The organism is Herminiimonas sp. CN, from assembly GCF_000622895.1.
Taxonomy (GTDB): domain Bacteria; phylum Pseudomonadota; class Gammaproteobacteria; order Burkholderiales; family Burkholderiaceae_D; genus AVCC01.
Genome location: NZ_AVCC01000041.1, coordinates 12,645 through 29,035, shown reverse-complemented (window position 1 = coordinate 29,035; position 16,391 = coordinate 12,645). Strand labels below are relative to the sequence as shown.

General features: G+C 58.6%; 14 protein-coding genes and 1 tRNA gene. 12 read left to right on the top strand and 3 right to left on the bottom strand.

Annotated elements, in window-relative coordinates; all coding sequences use genetic code 11:
• Nucleotides 1-71 precede the first annotated feature (71 nt).
• From nirD to dnaG, 7 genes are all read left to right on the top strand, one after another.
• Nucleotides 72-425 (top strand): nitrite reductase small subunit NirD, encoded by a 354-nt coding sequence (gene nirD, locus HMCN_RS0110340; protein WP_025917316.1) that lies wholly within the window; start codon nucleotides 72-74, stop codon nucleotides 423-425.
• Nucleotides 422-3,190 (top strand): nitrate reductase, encoded by a 2,769-nt coding sequence (locus tag HMCN_RS0110335; RefSeq protein ID WP_035626630.1) that lies wholly within the window; start codon nucleotides 422-424, stop codon nucleotides 3,188-3,190. Before nirD ends, HMCN_RS0110335 begins: the two co-directional genes overlap by 4 nt.
• Nucleotides 3,191-3,236: 46 nt before the next feature.
• Entirely contained in the window at nucleotides 3,237-4,223 is a 987-nt protein-coding gene (gene ybiB / locus HMCN_RS0110330; protein ID WP_025917314.1) for a DNA-binding protein YbiB, read from the top strand.
• 13 nt (nucleotides 4,224-4,236) lie between these two features.
• Nucleotides 4,237-5,433, top strand: a complete 1,197-nt coding sequence (locus HMCN_RS0110325) for an NAD(P)/FAD-dependent oxidoreductase (RefSeq protein WP_025917313.1) — start codon at nucleotides 4,237-4,239, stop codon at nucleotides 5,431-5,433.
• Between the two features lie 113 nt (nucleotides 5,434-5,546).
• On the top strand, nucleotides 5,547-5,759 hold the full coding sequence (gene rpsU / locus HMCN_RS0110320; RefSeq protein WP_025917312.1) for a 30S ribosomal protein S21: 213 nt from the start codon (nucleotides 5,547-5,549) through the stop codon (nucleotides 5,757-5,759).
• A 93-nt stretch (nucleotides 5,760-5,852) separates the two neighbouring features.
• Complete coding sequence (locus tag HMCN_RS0110315) at nucleotides 5,853-6,302, top strand: GatB/YqeY domain-containing protein (RefSeq protein WP_025917311.1); 450 nt, start codon at nucleotides 5,853-5,855, stop codon at nucleotides 6,300-6,302.
• A gap of 28 nt (nucleotides 6,303-6,330) precedes the next feature.
• A complete protein-coding gene (gene dnaG / locus HMCN_RS0110310) occupies nucleotides 6,331-8,124 on the top strand; it encodes a DNA primase (protein ID WP_025917310.1) in 1,794 nt (597 codons plus the stop codon).
• A 290-nt stretch (nucleotides 8,125-8,414) separates the two neighbouring features.
• Here the strand turns inward: dnaG and HMCN_RS19840 are convergent, their stop codons facing one another.
• Entirely contained in the window at nucleotides 8,415-8,819 is a 405-nt protein-coding gene (locus HMCN_RS19840) for a hypothetical protein (protein ID WP_238552100.1), read from the bottom strand.
• Between HMCN_RS19840 and rpoD the strand changes: the two genes are divergently transcribed.
• From rpoD to HMCN_RS20000, 3 genes are all read left to right on the top strand, one after another.
• A complete protein-coding gene (gene rpoD / locus HMCN_RS0110300) occupies nucleotides 8,740-10,986 on the top strand; it encodes an RNA polymerase sigma factor RpoD (protein WP_025917309.1) in 2,247 nt (748 codons plus the stop codon). The two genes, HMCN_RS19840 and rpoD, sit on opposite strands and share 80 nt — an antisense overlap.
• Before the next feature lie 95 nt (nucleotides 10,987-11,081).
• Nucleotides 11,082-11,160 (top strand) — tRNA-Ile (locus HMCN_RS0110295).
• 101 nt (nucleotides 11,161-11,261) lie between these two features.
• Nucleotides 11,262-11,606, top strand: a complete 345-nt coding sequence (locus HMCN_RS20000) for a transposase (protein WP_025917308.1) — start codon at nucleotides 11,262-11,264, stop codon at nucleotides 11,604-11,606.
• A gap of 25 nt (nucleotides 11,607-11,631) precedes the next feature.
• On the opposite strand, the gene HMCN_RS19675 is transcribed toward HMCN_RS20000, so the two are convergent.
• Entirely contained in the window at nucleotides 11,632-12,207 is a 576-nt protein-coding gene (locus HMCN_RS19675) for a hypothetical protein (protein WP_202962660.1), read from the bottom strand.
• A gap of 84 nt (nucleotides 12,208-12,291) precedes the next feature.
• Nucleotides 12,292-12,426: a hypothetical protein gene (locus HMCN_RS19995; RefSeq protein ID WP_255342428.1), complete on the bottom strand. Its 135-nt coding sequence runs from the start codon at nucleotides 12,424-12,426 to the stop codon at nucleotides 12,292-12,294.
• 536 nt (nucleotides 12,427-12,962) lie between these two features.
• Here HMCN_RS19995 and HMCN_RS0110275 point away from each other — a divergent pair.
• A complete protein-coding gene (locus HMCN_RS0110275) occupies nucleotides 12,963-13,928 on the top strand; it encodes a YCF48-related protein (RefSeq protein WP_025917306.1) in 966 nt (321 codons plus the stop codon).
• A 21-nt stretch (nucleotides 13,929-13,949) separates the two neighbouring features.
• Complete coding sequence (locus HMCN_RS0110270) at nucleotides 13,950-16,340, top strand: RND family transporter (RefSeq protein WP_025917305.1); 2,391 nt, start codon at nucleotides 13,950-13,952, stop codon at nucleotides 16,338-16,340.
• Nucleotides 16,341-16,391 lie beyond the last annotated feature (51 nt).

Below are 16,391 nucleotides of genomic sequence, written 5' to 3'. Positions count from 1 at the left end.
AACTCGCTCTGAAATAGTGCGGCAATGCTCTGTTTTTATATATACAACACATAGTATGATAAGGATCTGAAATGTCGAATCAATGGAAGCTCATTTGCAAGCTTGCCGATATTCCGGTGCTGGGCGCGCGCGTGCTGCAGCGCGCTGGAAAGCCGGATGTGGCGATTTTCCGCAACAGCGAAGACAAGGTGTTTGCGCTGCTCGACCGTTGCCCGCACAAGGGCGGGCAGCTGTCGCAGGGCATCGTCTACGGCGAACGGGTCGCCTGCCCGATGCACAACTGGAACATCGAACTCGATTCCGGCTGCGCCGCCGCACCGGATCAAGGCTGCGCGCAAAAATTCAGCGTCCAGGTCGAGGCCGGCGATGTGTATCTGGACGTGGTTGAACTGGATTCCTTGGCGGCCGAGGTGGCAGCCACATGAACCTGTCGCGCGAAGCCAAGGCAACTTGCTGTTACTGCGGCGTCGGTTGCGGCGTCATCGTCGAGACCGACGGCGTGCAGGTGACCGGCGTGCGCGGCGACCCGGAGCACCCGGCCAACTTCGGCCGCCTGTGCACCAAGGGCAGTACGCTGCATCTGACGGCCAACCCGCTGCTGCAGCAGCAGGCGCGCGCGCTGTATCCGGAACTGCGCAGCACGCGCACTGTGCCGCGCGTGCGGGCCGGCTGGGACCAGGCGCTGGACGCGATCGCGCAACAATTCGCCAATACGATCAAGAAGCACGGGCCGGACAGCGTCGGTTTCTATGTTTCCGGCCAGCTGCTGACCGAAGACTATTACGTGTTCAACAAGCTGGCCAAAGGCTTGATCGGCACCAACAATATCGACACCAACTCGCGCCTGTGCATGTCGAGCGCGGTGGCCGGCTACAAGCAGACGCTGGGCGCCGATGCGCCGCCTACCTGTTACGAGGATATCGAGCAGGCCGAGCTGATTTTCATCGTCGGCTCCAACACCGCGTATGCGCATCCGATCCTGTATCGGCGCATCGAAGATGCGCGCAAGAACAATCCGCAGCTGAAAGTGATCGTCGCCGACCCGCGCCGCACCGATACCGCGCGCGAAGCCGACCTGTTCCTGCCGATCCTGCCGGGCACCGACGTCGCGTTGTTCAACGGCATGCTGCATATCTGCCTGTGGGAAGACCTGCTCGACAGTGCCTATATCGACGCCCATACCGAAGGCTTTGCCGAACTGAAGCAGACAGTGCGCGATTACACGCCCAAATACGTGGCCGAGCTGTGCGGCATCGGCGAAGCTGATCTGGTGCAGGCCGCGCAATGGTTCGGCCGTTCCAAGGCCGCGTTGTCGCTGTATTGCCAGGGCCTGAACCAGTCGTCGTCCGGCACCGCCAAGAATGCGGCGCTGATCAACCTGCACCTGGCCACGCACCAGATCGGCAAGCCCGGCGCCGGACCGTTTTCGCTGACCGGCCAGCCGAATGCGATGGGCGGGCGTGAAGTCGGCGGCATGGCCAATCTGCTATCGGCCCACCGCGACCTGGCCAATCCCGAGCACCGCGCCGAAGTCGCCAAGCTGTGGGGCGTGGACCAGGTGCCGGCCAAGCCGGGCAAGACCGCGGTCGAGATGTTCGAGGCGGTGCGCGCTGGCGAGATCAAGCTGCTGTGGATCGCCTGCACCAATCCCGCCCAGTCGATGCCGGACCAGAAGCTGGTGCGCGAGGCGCTGAAAAAAGCCGAGCTGGTGATCGTGCAGGAAGCCTACCAGACCACCGCGACGGTCGACTATGCCGACGTGCTGCTGCCGGCCACCACCTGGAGCGAGAAGGACGGCACCGTCACCAACTCCGAGCGCCGCATCACCCGCTTCAAGCCGGTGCTGGCTAAGCCGGCCGAGACCCGCCACGACTGGGAAATCGTGACTGATTTCGCCTGCCGGCTGGAAGTATTGATGGGCAAGAGCAACACCTTGTTTCCGTACGAGAGCGCGGAACAGATCTGGAACGAGCACCGCGAAACCACGCGTGGACGCGATCTCGACATCACCGGCCTGTCTTACCGGATGCTGGAAGAGCAGGGGCCGCAGCAATGGCCGTTCCCGCAGGGCGCCGCGAGCGGCAAGCAGCGGCTGTACGAGGACGGGATTTTCCCGACCGCCAGCGGCCGCGCCAGATTCGTCAATACCGTGTATCGGCCGGTGGCAGAAGCGGTCGAGGCGCGCTACCCGTTTCATTTGACGACAGGACGCCTGCGCGACCAGTGGCACGGCATGAGCCGCACCGGCACCGTCGCGCAATTGTTTGCGCACGCCTCCGAGCCGTCGGTAGCGATGCCGCAGCTCGACATGGAGCGGCGCCAGATCAAGAACGGCGATCTGGTCCATGTCACCAGCAGGCGCGGTTCGCAAATCTTGCCGGCAGTGGCCAGTGAAGAGATGCGCGCCGGGCAGGCCTTCATTGCGATGCACTGGGGCGAGGAATATCTGTCCGGCCGCGGTCATGATGGCGCCGGCACCTATGGCGTGAATGCGCTGACGCTGTCGACGCTCGATCCGGTGTCCAGGCAGCCGGAGCTCAAGCATGCGGCGGTCAAGATCCTGAAGGCCGAGCTGCCGTGGCGTTTTCTGGTGTTCGGCTGGGTCGATGCATCGCAGGTGCTGGCCTTGCAAGCGGCGCTGCGGCCGTATCTGCGCCGTTTCAGCTATGCGTCCTGCACGCTGTTCGGGCGCGAAAAAGTCGGCGTGCTGCTCCGTGCCGCCGACGATTACGTCGCCGACGCCGCGCTGGTGAAGGAAATCGAATCGCGTTTCGGCATCGAAGGCGCCGGCGTGTTGCGCTACGACGATGCCAGGCGCGGCAATGCGCGCCATATCCTGGTGCGCGACGGCAAGCTGGCGGCGGTTTCGTTGGCGGGCGATACCTCGGCCGAGCATTGGCTGAAGGAATACCTGGAAGGCGAACTGCCGGTGGCGGCGCTCGGTCGCATGCTGTTGGTGCCCTCGGCCAAGGTGCCGCAGGGCTTCAAATCGCGTGGCCGGATCGTCTGCAATTGCCTCAATGTTGCAGAGTCGGAAATCAGGGAAATGCTGGATGCGCAGCAGGGCACGTCGGATGCGGTGCTGGCTGACCTGCAGCTCAAACTCAAATGCGGCACCAATTGCGGTTCCTGCATCCCCGAGCTCAGGCAAATGGTGCTGGCAAGCGCGGCAATTGCAAACGCAGCATGACAAAACTTGCCGGAGCCGGCCCCGCTTGAATCGGTATAATTCGCGCATGGAAAATGCACAATCAACTGAACATTTTGCGGCGGCCCGTTTCATCAAGGTAATCGGGCGCGGCAAGGATGGGGCCCGCGGCCTGTCGCGCGCTGATGCGCAGCAGATGTATGCGGCGATGCTGGATGGACGCGTCTCCGATCTCGAACTGGGCGCGATCCTGCTGGCGATGCGCATCAAGGGCGAGTCGGTCGATGAGATTGCCGGCTTTCTCGATGCTGCAGAGGCATCGTTCGAGCAATTGTCGGTGCCGGGCGAGCCATCAGCTTATGCGCCGATCGTGATTCCGAGTTACAACGGTTCGCGCAAGATGGCGAACCTGACGCCGCTGCTGGCGCTGCTGCTGGCACGGCAGGGAGTGCCGGTGCTGGTGCATGGCGTCACGCAGGATGCCGGTCGCGTCACCACGGCCGAGATTTTTGCCGCGATGGGTTTGGTGCACTCCGACAGCGTGCAGCAAGCCGAGGCCTGCTTTGTGCGACGCGAACCGGCTTTCATGCCGATCGGGGTTCTGGCGCCTGCGATGGCGCGTCTGCTGGAAACGCGGCGCTCATTGGGCGTGCGCAATTCAACTCATACGCTGGTGAAGATATTGCAACCCTTCAAGGGCCCGGCATTGCGCCTGACGTCGTATACCCATCCGGAATATCTGGCCATGTTGAGCAGCTACTTCGCAACTGCGGCGCCAGCCGCGCGCGGCGACGTCTTTCTGATGCGCGGCACCGAAGGGGAAACCGTGGCGAACGCCCGGCGCGCCCAGCAAATCGACTGGTACCACGCGGGAACATGTACGACGCTGGTGCAAACCCAGTCCACCGCCGATGCAAACATCGCCTTGCCCGAAGCGCCGGATGCAGCCTCGACCGCACGCTGGACTGAAGCGGTATTGCGCCAGGAGCAGCCGGTACCGGCCACCATAGCCGAGCAGGTGAAGCATTGCGTGCAGGTTTCCCGGCAATTGCAGGCCGGTCTCCTAACGCGTTGAGGTTTTTCCGTACATGACTAAAAAGTATGAAGTCGCGGTAATCGGTGCCGGTGCCGCCGGCATGATGTGCGCGGCGGTGGCCGGCCAGCGCGGCAAAAGCGTGGTGCTGATCGATCACGCCACGCGGCTGGCGGAAAAGATCCGCATCTCCGGCGGCGGCCGCTGCAATTTCACCAATATCGACGCTGGCCCGCAGAATTTTCTGTCAGGCAATCCCCATTTCTGCAAAAGCGCACTGTCACGCTACACGCCGCAGGACTTCATTGCCTTGCTCAAGCGCTACCGCATCGGCTATCACGAGAAGCACAAGGGACAGCTGTTTTGCGACGATTCTGCCGAAGACATCATCAGGATGCTGAAAGCCGAGTGCGATCTGGGACAAGTGCACTGGCAGATGCCCTGCAGCGTCAGCGCCATCAGCAAGGCCGACGGCGGCTTTGTGCTGGCAACCAATGCTGGCAACATAATGGCTGATAAAGTCGTGCTTGCCACCGGCGGCCTTTCCATCCCGAAAATCGGCGCCACCGATTTCGCGCACCGGATTGCGCGGCAGTTCGGCATCAAGCTGGTGGAGCCGCGGCCGGGACTGGTGCCGCTGACCTTCGATATGTCGGAATGGCAACCCTTCGTCGCTCTGGCCGGGATTGCCTTGCCGGTCGAGATCAGCGCCGGCGAAAAGAAAAACCGCGGCAGCTTCCGCGAAGACTTGTTGTTTACCCATCGCGGCCTGTCCGGCCCGGCGGTATTGCAGATTTCCAGCTATTGGCAGCCCGGCGCGCAGCTCACCATCGATTTATTGCCCGACATGGATGTCGCGCAAACATTGATCGAGGGCAAGTCAACACTCAAGAGGAATCTGGGCAACACCTTGTCGCAGTGGCTGCCGGCGCGGCTGGTGGATGGCTGGCTGCAGATCAAGGGCTTCCGGGCCGACGCCCGCATCGCCGACATGACCGACAAGCAATTGCGCTTGCTGGGAGAGTCGCTGAACGCCTGGGTCATCACCCCCGACGGTTCCGAAGGCTATCGCAAGGCCGAAGTCACGCTGGGCGGCATCGACACGCGCGAGTTGTCGCAGCAGACCATGATGGCAACAAAAGTGCCGGGGCTGTATTTCATCGGTGAATCGGTAGACGTGACCGGCTGGCTGGGCGGCTATAATTTCCAGTGGGCCTGGGCATCCGGAGCTGCGGCGGGCATGTCAGTGTGACCCGATAGGCGGTGCCGGCAGCAGCGGAAGAAATTTCTCGTTAAAAGACTTTCATCGGGCAAGCAAGTCTGCTAAAATTGCCGTCTTCTCCTAAAATCATCGTTTGAATTTACATGACAACAATTCGCCTTAAAGAAAACGAGCCGTTCGAAGTCGCAATGCGTCGCTTCAAGCGCACTATTGAAAAAACCGGTTTGTTGACCGACCTGCGCGCACGTGAATTTTACGAGAAGCCAACTGCAGAGCGCAAGCGCAAGCTTGCTGCCGCAGTCAAGCGCCATTACAAGCGCATTCGTAGCCAGCAGCTGCCGAAAAAGCTGTTCTAATTTTTCGCCGCACGTTTGTGCGGCTGGATTGAAAACCCGCTCCGGTCGCTCCGCTGCGGGTTTTTCTGTTTATCTGATTGAAATGGGGTTGGTATGGGATTGAAAGAGCAGATTACCGAAGACATGAAGTCCGCAATGCGCGCCAAGGATGCTGTCAAGTTGGGTGCGATTCGCATGCTGACTGCGGCAATCAAGCAAAAAGAGGTCGATGAGCGCATTGAGGTGACGGACGCGCACGTCCTTGCGATCGTCGAAAAAATGATCAAGCAGCGCAAGGATTCGATCAGCCAATTTGAGGCCGGCGGTCGCCAGGATTTGGCCGATATCGAAAAGGTCGAACTGGCCATTCTGTCGGTCTACATGCCAGCTGCATTATCAGACGCCGAAGTGCAGGCTGCCGTTGCTGCCGCCATCACCGAGACCGGCGCTGCCGGGCCGCAGGATATGGGCAAGTTGATGGCGGTGCTGAAGCCGAGGCTGGCAGGGCGCGCCGACATGACCGCGGTCTCGGCATTGGTGAAGGCGGCCTTGAGCAAGGCTTGAGCGCCGGATTGCCTAAGTTTCAGTCGAGATGATTCCACAATCCTTCATTCAGGACTTGCTCAGCCGCGTCGATATTGTCGATGTGGTCGGCCGTTATGTGCAACTGAAGAAAGGTGGCGCCAACTTCATGGGTTTGTGCCCGTTTCATAGCGAGAAATCCCCCAGCTTTACCGTCAGTCCGACCAAGCAGTTTTACCATTGCTTCGGCTGCGGTGCTCACGGCACCTCGATCGGTTTCCTGATGGAATACTCGGGCCTGGGCTTTGTCGATGCAGTCAAGGACCTGGCGCAGAACGTCGGGCTGGCAGTGCCGGAAGAGGATCGTCTGCTGCCGGCTCAGCGCGCCGAAGCGCAGGCAAGAAACATGGCGCTTACCGACGTGATGACGCAGGCCTGCGATTTTTACCGCAGCCAGCTGCGCAGCGCCGGGCCGGCGATTGCCTATTTGAAAAAGCGCGGATTGACAGGCGAGGTGGCGGCCAGGTTTGGCTTGGGTTACGCACCCGATGGCTGGGATGGCTTGCGTGCAGTATTTCCCGATTACGATGCGGCGGCGCTGGTCGAGGCGGGCCTGGTTATCGATAAAGGCGAAGAGCCGGGGGCAAACCGGCGGCGCTACGACCGCTTCCGCGATCGCATCATGTTTCCGATACGCAATGTAAAAGGGCAGGTGATCGGTTTTGGCGGCCGGATTTTGGATAGCGGCGAGCCGAAGTACTTGAATTCTCCCGAGACACCCTTATTTCAGAAGGGTCTGGAGTTGTATGGTTTGTTCGAGGCGCGACAGGCGATACGCAGTGCCGGTTATGTATTGGTGACCGAGGGCTATATGGACGTGGTGGCGCTGGCGCAGTTGGGTTTTCCGCAGGCGGTTGCCACCCTCGGCACTGCATGTACGCCGACGCATGTGCAAAAATTATTGCGCCAGACCGATCATGTGGTGTTCAGTTTCGATGGCGATGCGGCCGGGCGCCGTGCAGCGCGGCGTGCGCTTGATGCCTGCCTGCCTTTGGCGACTGACAACAAGGTGATTAAATTTTTATTTCTGCCTACCGAACACGATCCAGATAGTTATGTGCGCGAACTGGGCGCGGATGCTTTTTCGCAGCAGATTCAGGATGCGATGCCGCTGTCACAGTTTCTTTTGAAGGAAGTGATTGGCACTAATGATTTGGCAACCCCGGAAGGGCGTGCACGGGTGCAGTTCGATGCCAAGCCCTTGTTGCAGGCAATGCCCGCATCTTCCTTGCGTTTGCAAATAGTCAGGAGCCTGGCGCAATTAACGCTTTCGACTGCGGCGGAAATTGAAACCCTGTTCGAACTTGTCAGTCCGGTATCGAGAGCGCGCATGGCGCCGCCCAAGACAAGGCGAGCCGCCCCCATGGGGCTTGAGCGCCAGATGATTCGCTTGCTGATCGCTCATCCCGCTCTGGCGGTGGACCTGGATGCTTCTGTGCTGGCAGCAGTCGCCCATATTTCGTCGGATTATGCGGCGCTGCTGACGCAGTTGGTTGCGACTTGTCAGGCGATGGGTGCGAATGCGAGTTTTGCCGCATTGGCAGAGCAGTTACGGGCGACCGATTCTGATTTCGATACGGTGATAGCGGAAGTGGCAGCGCAACCCGAATCGGATTTGGATGCGGTTCGGCTGGAGTTGGCAGGTGCTGTCAGGCAAACCAAAATGCAGGCTATCAAGGCGGAACTGGATCGGTTGGCAACTTCGGGGCAGAGCGTGGAAAATGTCCGTGCGCGCTATATGGAACTGATGTCAGAGCAAGAACAGTTGCGACGGCAGGCGGATGCTGAAATTGCAATGCGTTAACAGTATCGAATAGGACTTGGAGATGCGTGCAAGGAAGCGGTGCGGTGGCAAAACAAACGAGTTTCCATCATTTCTGGATGCGACGCCAGTGCCATTTGGTCGCCCCATGATGCCCCGGGCTGAGGAGGATTTGGCTCGGTATGCTATAATTTAAAGCTTTTAATTCAAGGTCTTATGGCTTTGAGTCGGTGAGAATATGAGGAGTGCATTGCAAGCCAGTCAGCGGTTGCGGGAAATCACCACGCCAGGCGCGATTTGACTTGTGGCAGTAAAAATATTTGAGTTGGTGGTTATTCCATGGTGAGCGCGATGAAAAAAACTGCGAGATTCCAGATTCCGAGCGAAGCAAAAGTGAAATCCACTGCGGAGAAGTCGGCGGCATCGAAGTCTGTCGAGCGGACATCCGCTGCTTCCCGCCCGCCTGGCAATTCCAAGACTGGGAAAGCGGCGTTTGCCGACACTGAATCGCCTGCCCGAACGCAGGCCGGAAAAACTGCCAAATTAGAAGAATCCGAGACGGTCGTGAAAAAGGCGTCTGGGGCTGCTTCCCAGCCAAGAATAAAGCCTTTGTCTAAAACTGATGCAAAGTCGACTCCTGCGCAATTGAAAGCTCCTGTGACAACCAAGAAAACTGAAGCGAAAACTGTTATCAAGCCTATCAAAACCGAGATCAAGCCTGAAGCTGTAGCGGTCAAGCAGGACGCCAAAAACGTAGTTGGCCCAATCGTGAAGTCGACCACGGATGCGGCAACGCTGGCAGCAATCGATACTTCGGGTTATATCCTTCCGACCATCAAGGTGCCAGGACGTCGAGGCCGCAAACCAAAAGAATTTCAGCCGGAAAATGATGAAATTGCGGCGCTGAATGCGGTCGAGCGCACCGAGTTGAAGGCGGCCGACAAGGCGAAGGCAAAAGATCGCAAGGCAAAAGAAAAAGCGCTTTTGAAGGATGCATTTTCTTCGGATACCGAAGCTTCAGAGGAAGAGCTTGAGGCGCGCCGTGAAAAGCTGAAAATTTTGATCAAGCTGGGCAAGGAGCGCGGTTTCCTGACGTATGCGGAGATCAACGATCACTTGCCGGAAAATATCATTGATCCGGAGGCAATCGAAGGCATCATCGGCACCTTCAACGACATGGGCATTGCCATTTACGAGCAGGCGCCCGATGCTGAAACGCTGTTGTTGTCGGATAACGTAGCCAGCGTTGCCAGCGATGACGAAGCTGAGGCCGCTGCCGAAGCGGCGTTGTCGACGGTCGATTCCGACTTCGGCCGCACCACCGATCCGGTACGGATGTACATGCGTGAAATGGGCTCGGTGGAGCTGCTCACGCGCGAAGGCGAGATTGAAATCGCCAAGCGGATCGAAGACGGTTTGAAGGACATGATTCAGGCCATTTCGGCCTGCCCGATGACCATTGCCGAAATTCTGGCTGCAGCCGACAAGATCGCCAACGATGAAATCAAGATTGACGAGATTGTCGATGGCCTGGTGAATCTGACCGAAGGCGAGTCGGAAGCGCCGCAGTCGGCCGCGGCTGCGGACGACGATGAAGATGAAGAGTCGGACGAAGATGGCGAGGCCGAAGAGGATGAGGAAGAGTCCAGCGGAACCGGTGGCGCCGCTGGTTTCTCGGCAGCGCAGCTGGAGCAATTGAAGCGCGATTCGCTGGATAAGTTCGGGATCATCTCGAGCCAGTTCGACAAGATGCGCAAGTCGTACGAGAAGGAAGGCTACAACTCGAAGCCTTACGTCAAGGCGCAGGAAGCGATTTCCCAGGAACTGCTGGGCATACGCTTTACCGCCAAGGTGGTTGAGAAGCTATGCGATACCCTGCGCGGGCAGGTGGATGAAGTGCGCCATATCGAAAAGCAGATACTGGATGTGGCGGTGAATCGTTGCGGCATGCCGCGCTCGCATTTCATCAAGGTGTTTCCCGGCAATGAAGTCAATCTTTCCTGGGTCGAAGGCGAAGTCAACTCCGGTCATGCATACAGCGCTATCTTGGGGCGCAATGTGCCGACCATTCAGGAATTGCAAAAGAAACTGATTGATTTGCAAACGCGCGTTGTTTTGCCATTGCCTGATTTGCGCAACATCAACAAGAAGATGGCGGCCGGCGAGATGAAGGCGCGCCGGGCCAAGCGCGAAATGACCGAAGCCAACTTGCGGCTGGTGATTTCGATTGCAAAAAAATACACCAATCGCGGCCTGCAATTCCTCGACCTGATCCAGGAAGGCAATATCGGCCTGATGAAAGCGGTCGACAAGTTCGAATACCGTCGCGGCTACAAGTTCTCGACCTATGCGACATGGTGGATTCGCCAGGCGATCACGCGTTCGATCGCAGACCAGGCGCGCACGATCCGGATTCCGGTGCACATGATCGAAACCATCAACAAGATGAACCGGATCTCGCGCCAGATATTGCAGGAAACCGGTGCCGAACCGGATCCGGCGACGCTGGCAATCAAGATGGAAATGCCGGAAGACAAGATTCGCAAGATCATGAAGATCGCCAAGGAGCCGATTTCGATGGAAACGCCGATTGGCGACGATGACGATTCCCATCTGGGCGATTTCATCGAGGATAACAACACTCTGGCGCCGGCCGATGCGGCCCTGCATGCATCGATGCGCAATGTGGTCAAGGATGTGCTGGATTCCCTGACGCCGCGCGAGGCCAAGGTATTGCGCATGCGTTTCGGAGTGGAAATGTCGACCGACCACACGCTGGAAGAGGTCGGCAAGCAGTTTGACGTCACGCGTGAGCGGATTCGCCAGATAGAGGCCAAGGCATTGCGCAAATTGCGCCATCCCTCTCGCTCGGACAAGTTAAAGAGCTTCCTCGAAGGTAATTAAATAGTTTAAAATTGGCGAGGCGTTTTTTACCTCGCCCCGAATCTCCCCCACCAAGGGAGATAAATTTAAGCAGGGCAGCCTGCGCGAAAGATACTGGGCCTCTAGCTCATGCTTGGTTAGAGCAGCGGACTCATAATCCGTTGGTGCCGTGTTCGACTCACGGGAGGCCCACCAGAATTTTTATGTAGTGAAATTAATCCCTTACGAGAAATCGTCGGGGCTTTTTTTTGTCTGTACATTGCCAAATTTCGTTCAAAAAGTGGCCTTTGCCGGAAATGTGCCGGAATGACAGAATTCAGACCAAGCGTTATTTCAACGAATGGAGAAATTACATATGGCATATATCAAACAACGCGGCGCATTTTGGCGGGCAGAAGTTCGCCGTAGCATCCGCTTTCTCCCGCTTTCGCCGTATGCAGTACGGCCAAATGCATAAGTTTGGGAATCTCTATCTGGCGAACTACGCCAACGAAGCGGCCTACCGTGAGGACACTCGGCGCATGAGCAACGGCGATATTTTCGATGACATTTCCAGGAAGTGCGCCACCACACCAACCAGCCGGGACTGGTGCGGTTACTGGCAGGATAACAAGCGCCAAGCCGAACGGCTGGCAGCTTGAATATTTGATTCGGTTAGGCGATCTCTCACTTCATTACACCAACACTGTCATTGATCTCTCTGACAATGTTGCGCGCCTCCAGTCGGCGCATCACGGCCAAGATATTTTTTTGAATTCGGGCGGCGATGGCGACCGTCAAGTCAATGCCTTTGCGCGGCAACAGCGCATTGGTGATTTCACGGCTGCATAGTGCCGAGCCAGCTTCACGCATCACATCCAGTGTCATGCGCTGCGCTTCGCCGATGACACTGATCTTCTGACGTATCACGAACACGCAGCGCTTGTCAGGACGGTGATTCTCGGCCAAGCGGCGGTCAATCCGATCTTCCTTTTTTGTTCTTCGGGCGTACATGACCGTTGACGTAGGCGCCGTCCATGTGGGTCTCACCAGAGAGCGGCCCATTTGCAAGGCCGAAATCCTCTTGACGGCGTTGGTATAGATGGCGATCGCAGCCAGGTACATCTTGAGCGGCAGCTTATGAAAGGCAAAGATGGTGCCGGATGTGACGCTGAACGTGTGGTTGCAGTCCTTGGCGCCATTGCTTGCGGGTGGCGATGAAGTAGTGTTCGTGCACCACACTGCACTGTGGGCAGGTCGCACCGGATTTCGTTTTCACTGCATCCAAGTGGCCCGGCCTACACCATTGCCCGATTGCTAGGAGACGCCATGCGCGCTTTGCTCTACCTACTCGCCCTCGTTTCCCTGCGCGTGCCACTCGCGGTTGTGCGGCGCTGTCGAATAGACCAGCGCCGCCGCCGGCAGTACAAGCAACAGCACGAGCAGAATCAGTCGTCCGCGAATGCTGGCGAGAATAGCCATTGTTTCTTATCCTTTGCCCCGTTTTTTTGCTGCACTGTAGCCGTACGCTCCCAAGGAAAATACTTGAAGGGATGGGCGTGCCGACAAAGTTTGTTGAAGTATCGTCGGCACCAACGGCGGCGTCAAATACCCGCTTTTTCTTGCGTCTATCCTTACGTATTTTTTCGGGGAGCTCGACGCACGGGTCGATCGAGGCGGGGTTTTTCATAGCAAGCGCCCGGCCGGGTGGTTGGCTGTCGCTTGCGCGTGTCGCCTCAAGGCTTGCGCGCAAGGTCGCGATCGGGGGTATCTCCTAAAGGCTTAAGTGTTCGCACCAATTGTCGGGGCGGGCCGACCCGCCTATATTTCATGCACCTGATCTGTCGGTCTGACGGAGGCCATTGTTCAGAGTGTACACACGTAGTCGCAGGTTCGCATAGAGGTCACTGTGCTGGCACAGCGGGGTCTAAAAAATTCGTTGCTGGCAGTGCGTGATTGAAGCCGTTGGGATACGAAAACAATAGAAGAAGTGCCGCAAAGGTACAGAGGGGACGGAAATGGACAGGGCAATAGGACGGTTACGGTTTGCGCTTGAAGCTCTAATTTTGTGCGCGGCGCTGAGCGCCTGTACGCCGGCGCCCGACATGTCGGGAATCGCCCGCGAACGCCAGCGTGCCGTGCAGCGCTACGACATCAGCCAGGCCATTGCCAGCAACGGTAAAGTGGTCGTCGTCGGCACCCAGAGCGGCGCCGTACTCGTTTCGAACGATCAGGGAAAAACCTGGGTACGCAATGCGCTTGGGCACACCTCGCTGGTCGACTTGACCGCCTGTGGCGACAAGGGCTTTCTGGCCGTTGACCACTACCACAAGGTCTGGTCGGCCGATGCCGAAGGCCGCAACTGGCAGTCCGCTCCCCTCGAGATGCCGCGCACCCCGCTGGTCGTCGCCTGCGACCGTCAGGGTGGCTGGTGGGTTGCCGGCATCAACGCGGTCATCTCCGGCAGCGCCGATAGCGGCAAGACCTGGAAGACCACCGACCTCGGTGCCGATGCGCAGATCACCACGCTGCAGTTTCTTGACGACAAAAACGCGATCGCTCTCGGTGAATTCGGCCTGACGGTGACGACCGATGATGGTGGCGTGACGTGGAAGAAGGGGCCAAAGATCGCCGGTGATTTCTACCCTTATGCCGCGCTCTTTGCCAGCCGCAACGAAGGCTGGGTGAGCGGTCTGGCTGGCCAGATGCTGCACACCAGCGATGGTGGCAAAACCTGGAGCAAGCAGGACAATGCCACGCAGGCCACGCTCAACCGTCTGTTCATGCATGACGGCGTTCATTTCGGCGTCGGTGCCGGCGGTGTGATTGCCCGCCTTGACGGTAACAGCTGGCGTGCCGTGCCCTATACCGATACCGTACCGGTTTTTCTCGGTGGCGGCGCGTCCCTGCCGGGGCAGTCCGCGATTGTAATCGGCGGCCCGGGTGGCTTGCTGCGCAGTGTCAGCACGCTCGCCAAACAATAAGCCGAAGGGGGAAACAATACTATGGTTACCAAAGTGCGTCACGCCATTACCCACGCCCTGCACAAGGCTGAGGAATGGATTTTCCGCAATCCGAAGATTGTTCTCTCGCTGGTCATGCTGGTGACGATCCTTTTTGGATCGGCCCTGCCGAGCCTGCGCGTCTTCACCGACTTCTCCGATCTGCTGCCGCAGAACCACCCCTACATCAAGGTCTACAACCACCTGAAAGAAAACTTCGGCGGCGCCAACATGATCGTCATGTCGGTCGAAGTGGAGAAGGGCACCATCTTCAACGACGAAACGCTCAAGCTGATTCATGAAGCCACGCAAGGTGTCGACAACCTGCCGGGCGTTAACCACAACCTCGTCAGCAGCCTGACCCACCGCACCGCGCGCAAGATTTTTCTCGACGACCAGGGCGGCTTCGCTTCCGAGCCCTATTACGACCCGCTCAAACCAACGCGGACCATCGCTGAACTCGAGCGCCTGAAGAACGACGTCATTGCCAATCCGACGATCTACGGTCTGCTCGTTTCGCCGGACATGAAGGCGGCGCTGATCAAGGCACAACTGACCGAAGGCGACATCGACTATCCGGCGACCTTCGCCGCCTTGCAGAAAATCCGTGCCACGCTGGCGACCCCGGGTCACAAGATCTACGTGACCGGCAACCCGGTGCTCACCGGCTGGGTTTACACCTACCTCAACCAGATCATACAGATTCTGGCGTGGACCCTGCTCCTGATGACCACGCTGCTGATTTTCTATTTCCGCCGCCTGTACGGGGTTGCGCTCCCCCTGCTGGGTATTGCGCTGTCCTCGATTTGGGGCCTCGGTTTCATGGCCGCCATGGGAATCAACCTCGAACCCCTGTCGCTGCCGATTCCCTTCCTGATTGCGGCACGCGCCACGTCGCACGGCGTGCAACTGGTCGTGCGCTATTACGAGGAACTGGCGATCGTGCACGACGGCAAGAAGGCCGCCCGCAACGCACTCGATGCCTTGTTCCGCCCGGGGTCGCTGGCGATCATCGTCGATGCGATAGGGATCGCCGTACTGATGCTTGGCGCTGCGCCGTTCAACTTCAAGCTCGGCATGGCAGCGGGTTTCTGGGGCTTCTCGGTCATTTTCACTGTTCACTTCATGGTGCCGCTGGCCCTGACCATCCTGCCGACACCGAAGAAACACGAAAACGGCAACGAAGGCATCCGTAATTTCCTTGGCAAGGCCATGGCCCTGACCGGCGGTACCGACGGCGGCGCGCGTACCATTCTGCTTCTCAGCCTGATCGGTGCGATTGGCGGCGCCTATTGCGTCACCAAGGTACAACTCGGTGAATCCGAACCGGGCTCACCGCTGCTGCATCTGAATCACGACTACAACGTCTCCACCAAGGCGATCAACACGCGCTTCCCTGGCTCCGAAGAGCTGCACGTCGTCGCGCGCACCAACGAGAAGGGCGGCATCAAGCGTCCGGAGGTGATGGCGGCGATCGAGCGCTTTCAGGAGCACATGCTGTCCGACCCCACGCTGGGCGGCACCAAGGCCATGCCGGGCGTCGTGCGGGTGGTGAACAAGCTGACGCACAACGATGACCCGCGCTGGATGCAACTGCCCGACACGGCCGAGGAAATCGGCGGCCTGATGTTCGCCTACATGGCTTCCAGCCCGATTCCCGGCGCCCTGAAGGAGTTCGTCAACGCCGACGAAAACGAGGCCGATATGGTTTTCTACTACAAGGACCACCAGGCCGAAACGATCAACCGCATCGTGGCCCTGGCAAAAGAGGGAATCAGAACGATCGAGGCCGACGTACCTGGCCTGCACATCGAACTCGGCGGCGGCATCATAGGCGTGACGGCGGCCGGCAACCAGGCGCTGCACACCGACCACATGATCATCATTCCGGCCGTCATGCTGCTCGCCTTCCTCATCGTGACGATCTACTACAGCTCGTTCCATGCCGGCTGGCTGATGGTGCTGCCGATGCTTTTCTCGACGCTGATGACCTACGCCTATATGGGGGTGCTGAACATCGGCATCAGCGTGAACACCGTGCCGGTAATCGCCGTCGGCGTCGGCGTCGGCATCGACTACGCGGTGTATTTCATGGACCGCATCCGCGAAGAATTCGCCGTCCTGCGCGACATGAAGAAAGCAGTGATCAATGCCGTCGCCACGACCGGTTACGCCGTCAGCTTTACCGCGGTTACGCTGGTTGCCGGCGTCGTGATGTGGATCTTCATGTCCGATCTGCGCTTCCAGTCCGATGCGGCCGTTCTGCTTTCTTTCATGCTCATCGTCAATGCGATCGCCGCCGTGCTGATTGTTCCCGCCTGGTGCGTCGTCTTCAAACCGAAGTTCGTGACGTCCGTGCATTACGACGAAGACCATATTTTGGAAAACGACTGAAAAAAGACCTGTAAGAGATAAAAAAGAGAGTGGTAATGCAGCAGTTGATCA

Excerpts from the sequence above, each read along its gene's own strand:
- nirD (WP_025917316.1), top strand. The coding sequence starts at position 72 with ATGTCGAATCAATGGAAGCTCATTTGCAAGCTTGCCGATATTCCGGTG.
- HMCN_RS0110335 (WP_035626630.1), top strand. The coding sequence starts at position 422 with ATGAACCTGTCGCGCGAAGCCAAGGCAACTTGCTGTTACTGCGGCGTC.
- ybiB (WP_025917314.1), top strand. The coding sequence starts at position 3,237 with ATGGAAAATGCACAATCAACTGAACATTTTGCGGCGGCCCGTTTCATC.
- HMCN_RS0110325 (WP_025917313.1), top strand. The coding sequence starts at position 4,237 with ATGACTAAAAAGTATGAAGTCGCGGTAATCGGTGCCGGTGCCGCCGGC.
- rpsU (WP_025917312.1), top strand. The coding sequence starts at position 5,547 with ATGACAACAATTCGCCTTAAAGAAAACGAGCCGTTCGAAGTCGCAATG.
- HMCN_RS0110315 (WP_025917311.1), top strand. The coding sequence starts at position 5,853 with ATGGGATTGAAAGAGCAGATTACCGAAGACATGAAGTCCGCAATGCGC.
- dnaG (WP_025917310.1), top strand. The coding sequence starts at position 6,331 with ATGATTCCACAATCCTTCATTCAGGACTTGCTCAGCCGCGTCGATATT.
- HMCN_RS20000 (WP_025917308.1), top strand. The coding sequence starts at position 11,262 with ATGTGCCGGAATGACAGAATTCAGACCAAGCGTTATTTCAACGAATGG.
- HMCN_RS19995 (WP_255342428.1), bottom strand. The coding sequence starts at position 12,426 with ATGGCTATTCTCGCCAGCATTCGCGGACGACTGATTCTGCTCGTGCTG.
- HMCN_RS0110275 (WP_025917306.1), top strand. The coding sequence starts at position 12,963 with ATGGACAGGGCAATAGGACGGTTACGGTTTGCGCTTGAAGCTCTAATT.
- HMCN_RS0110270 (WP_025917305.1), top strand. The coding sequence starts at position 13,950 with ATGGTTACCAAAGTGCGTCACGCCATTACCCACGCCCTGCACAAGGCT.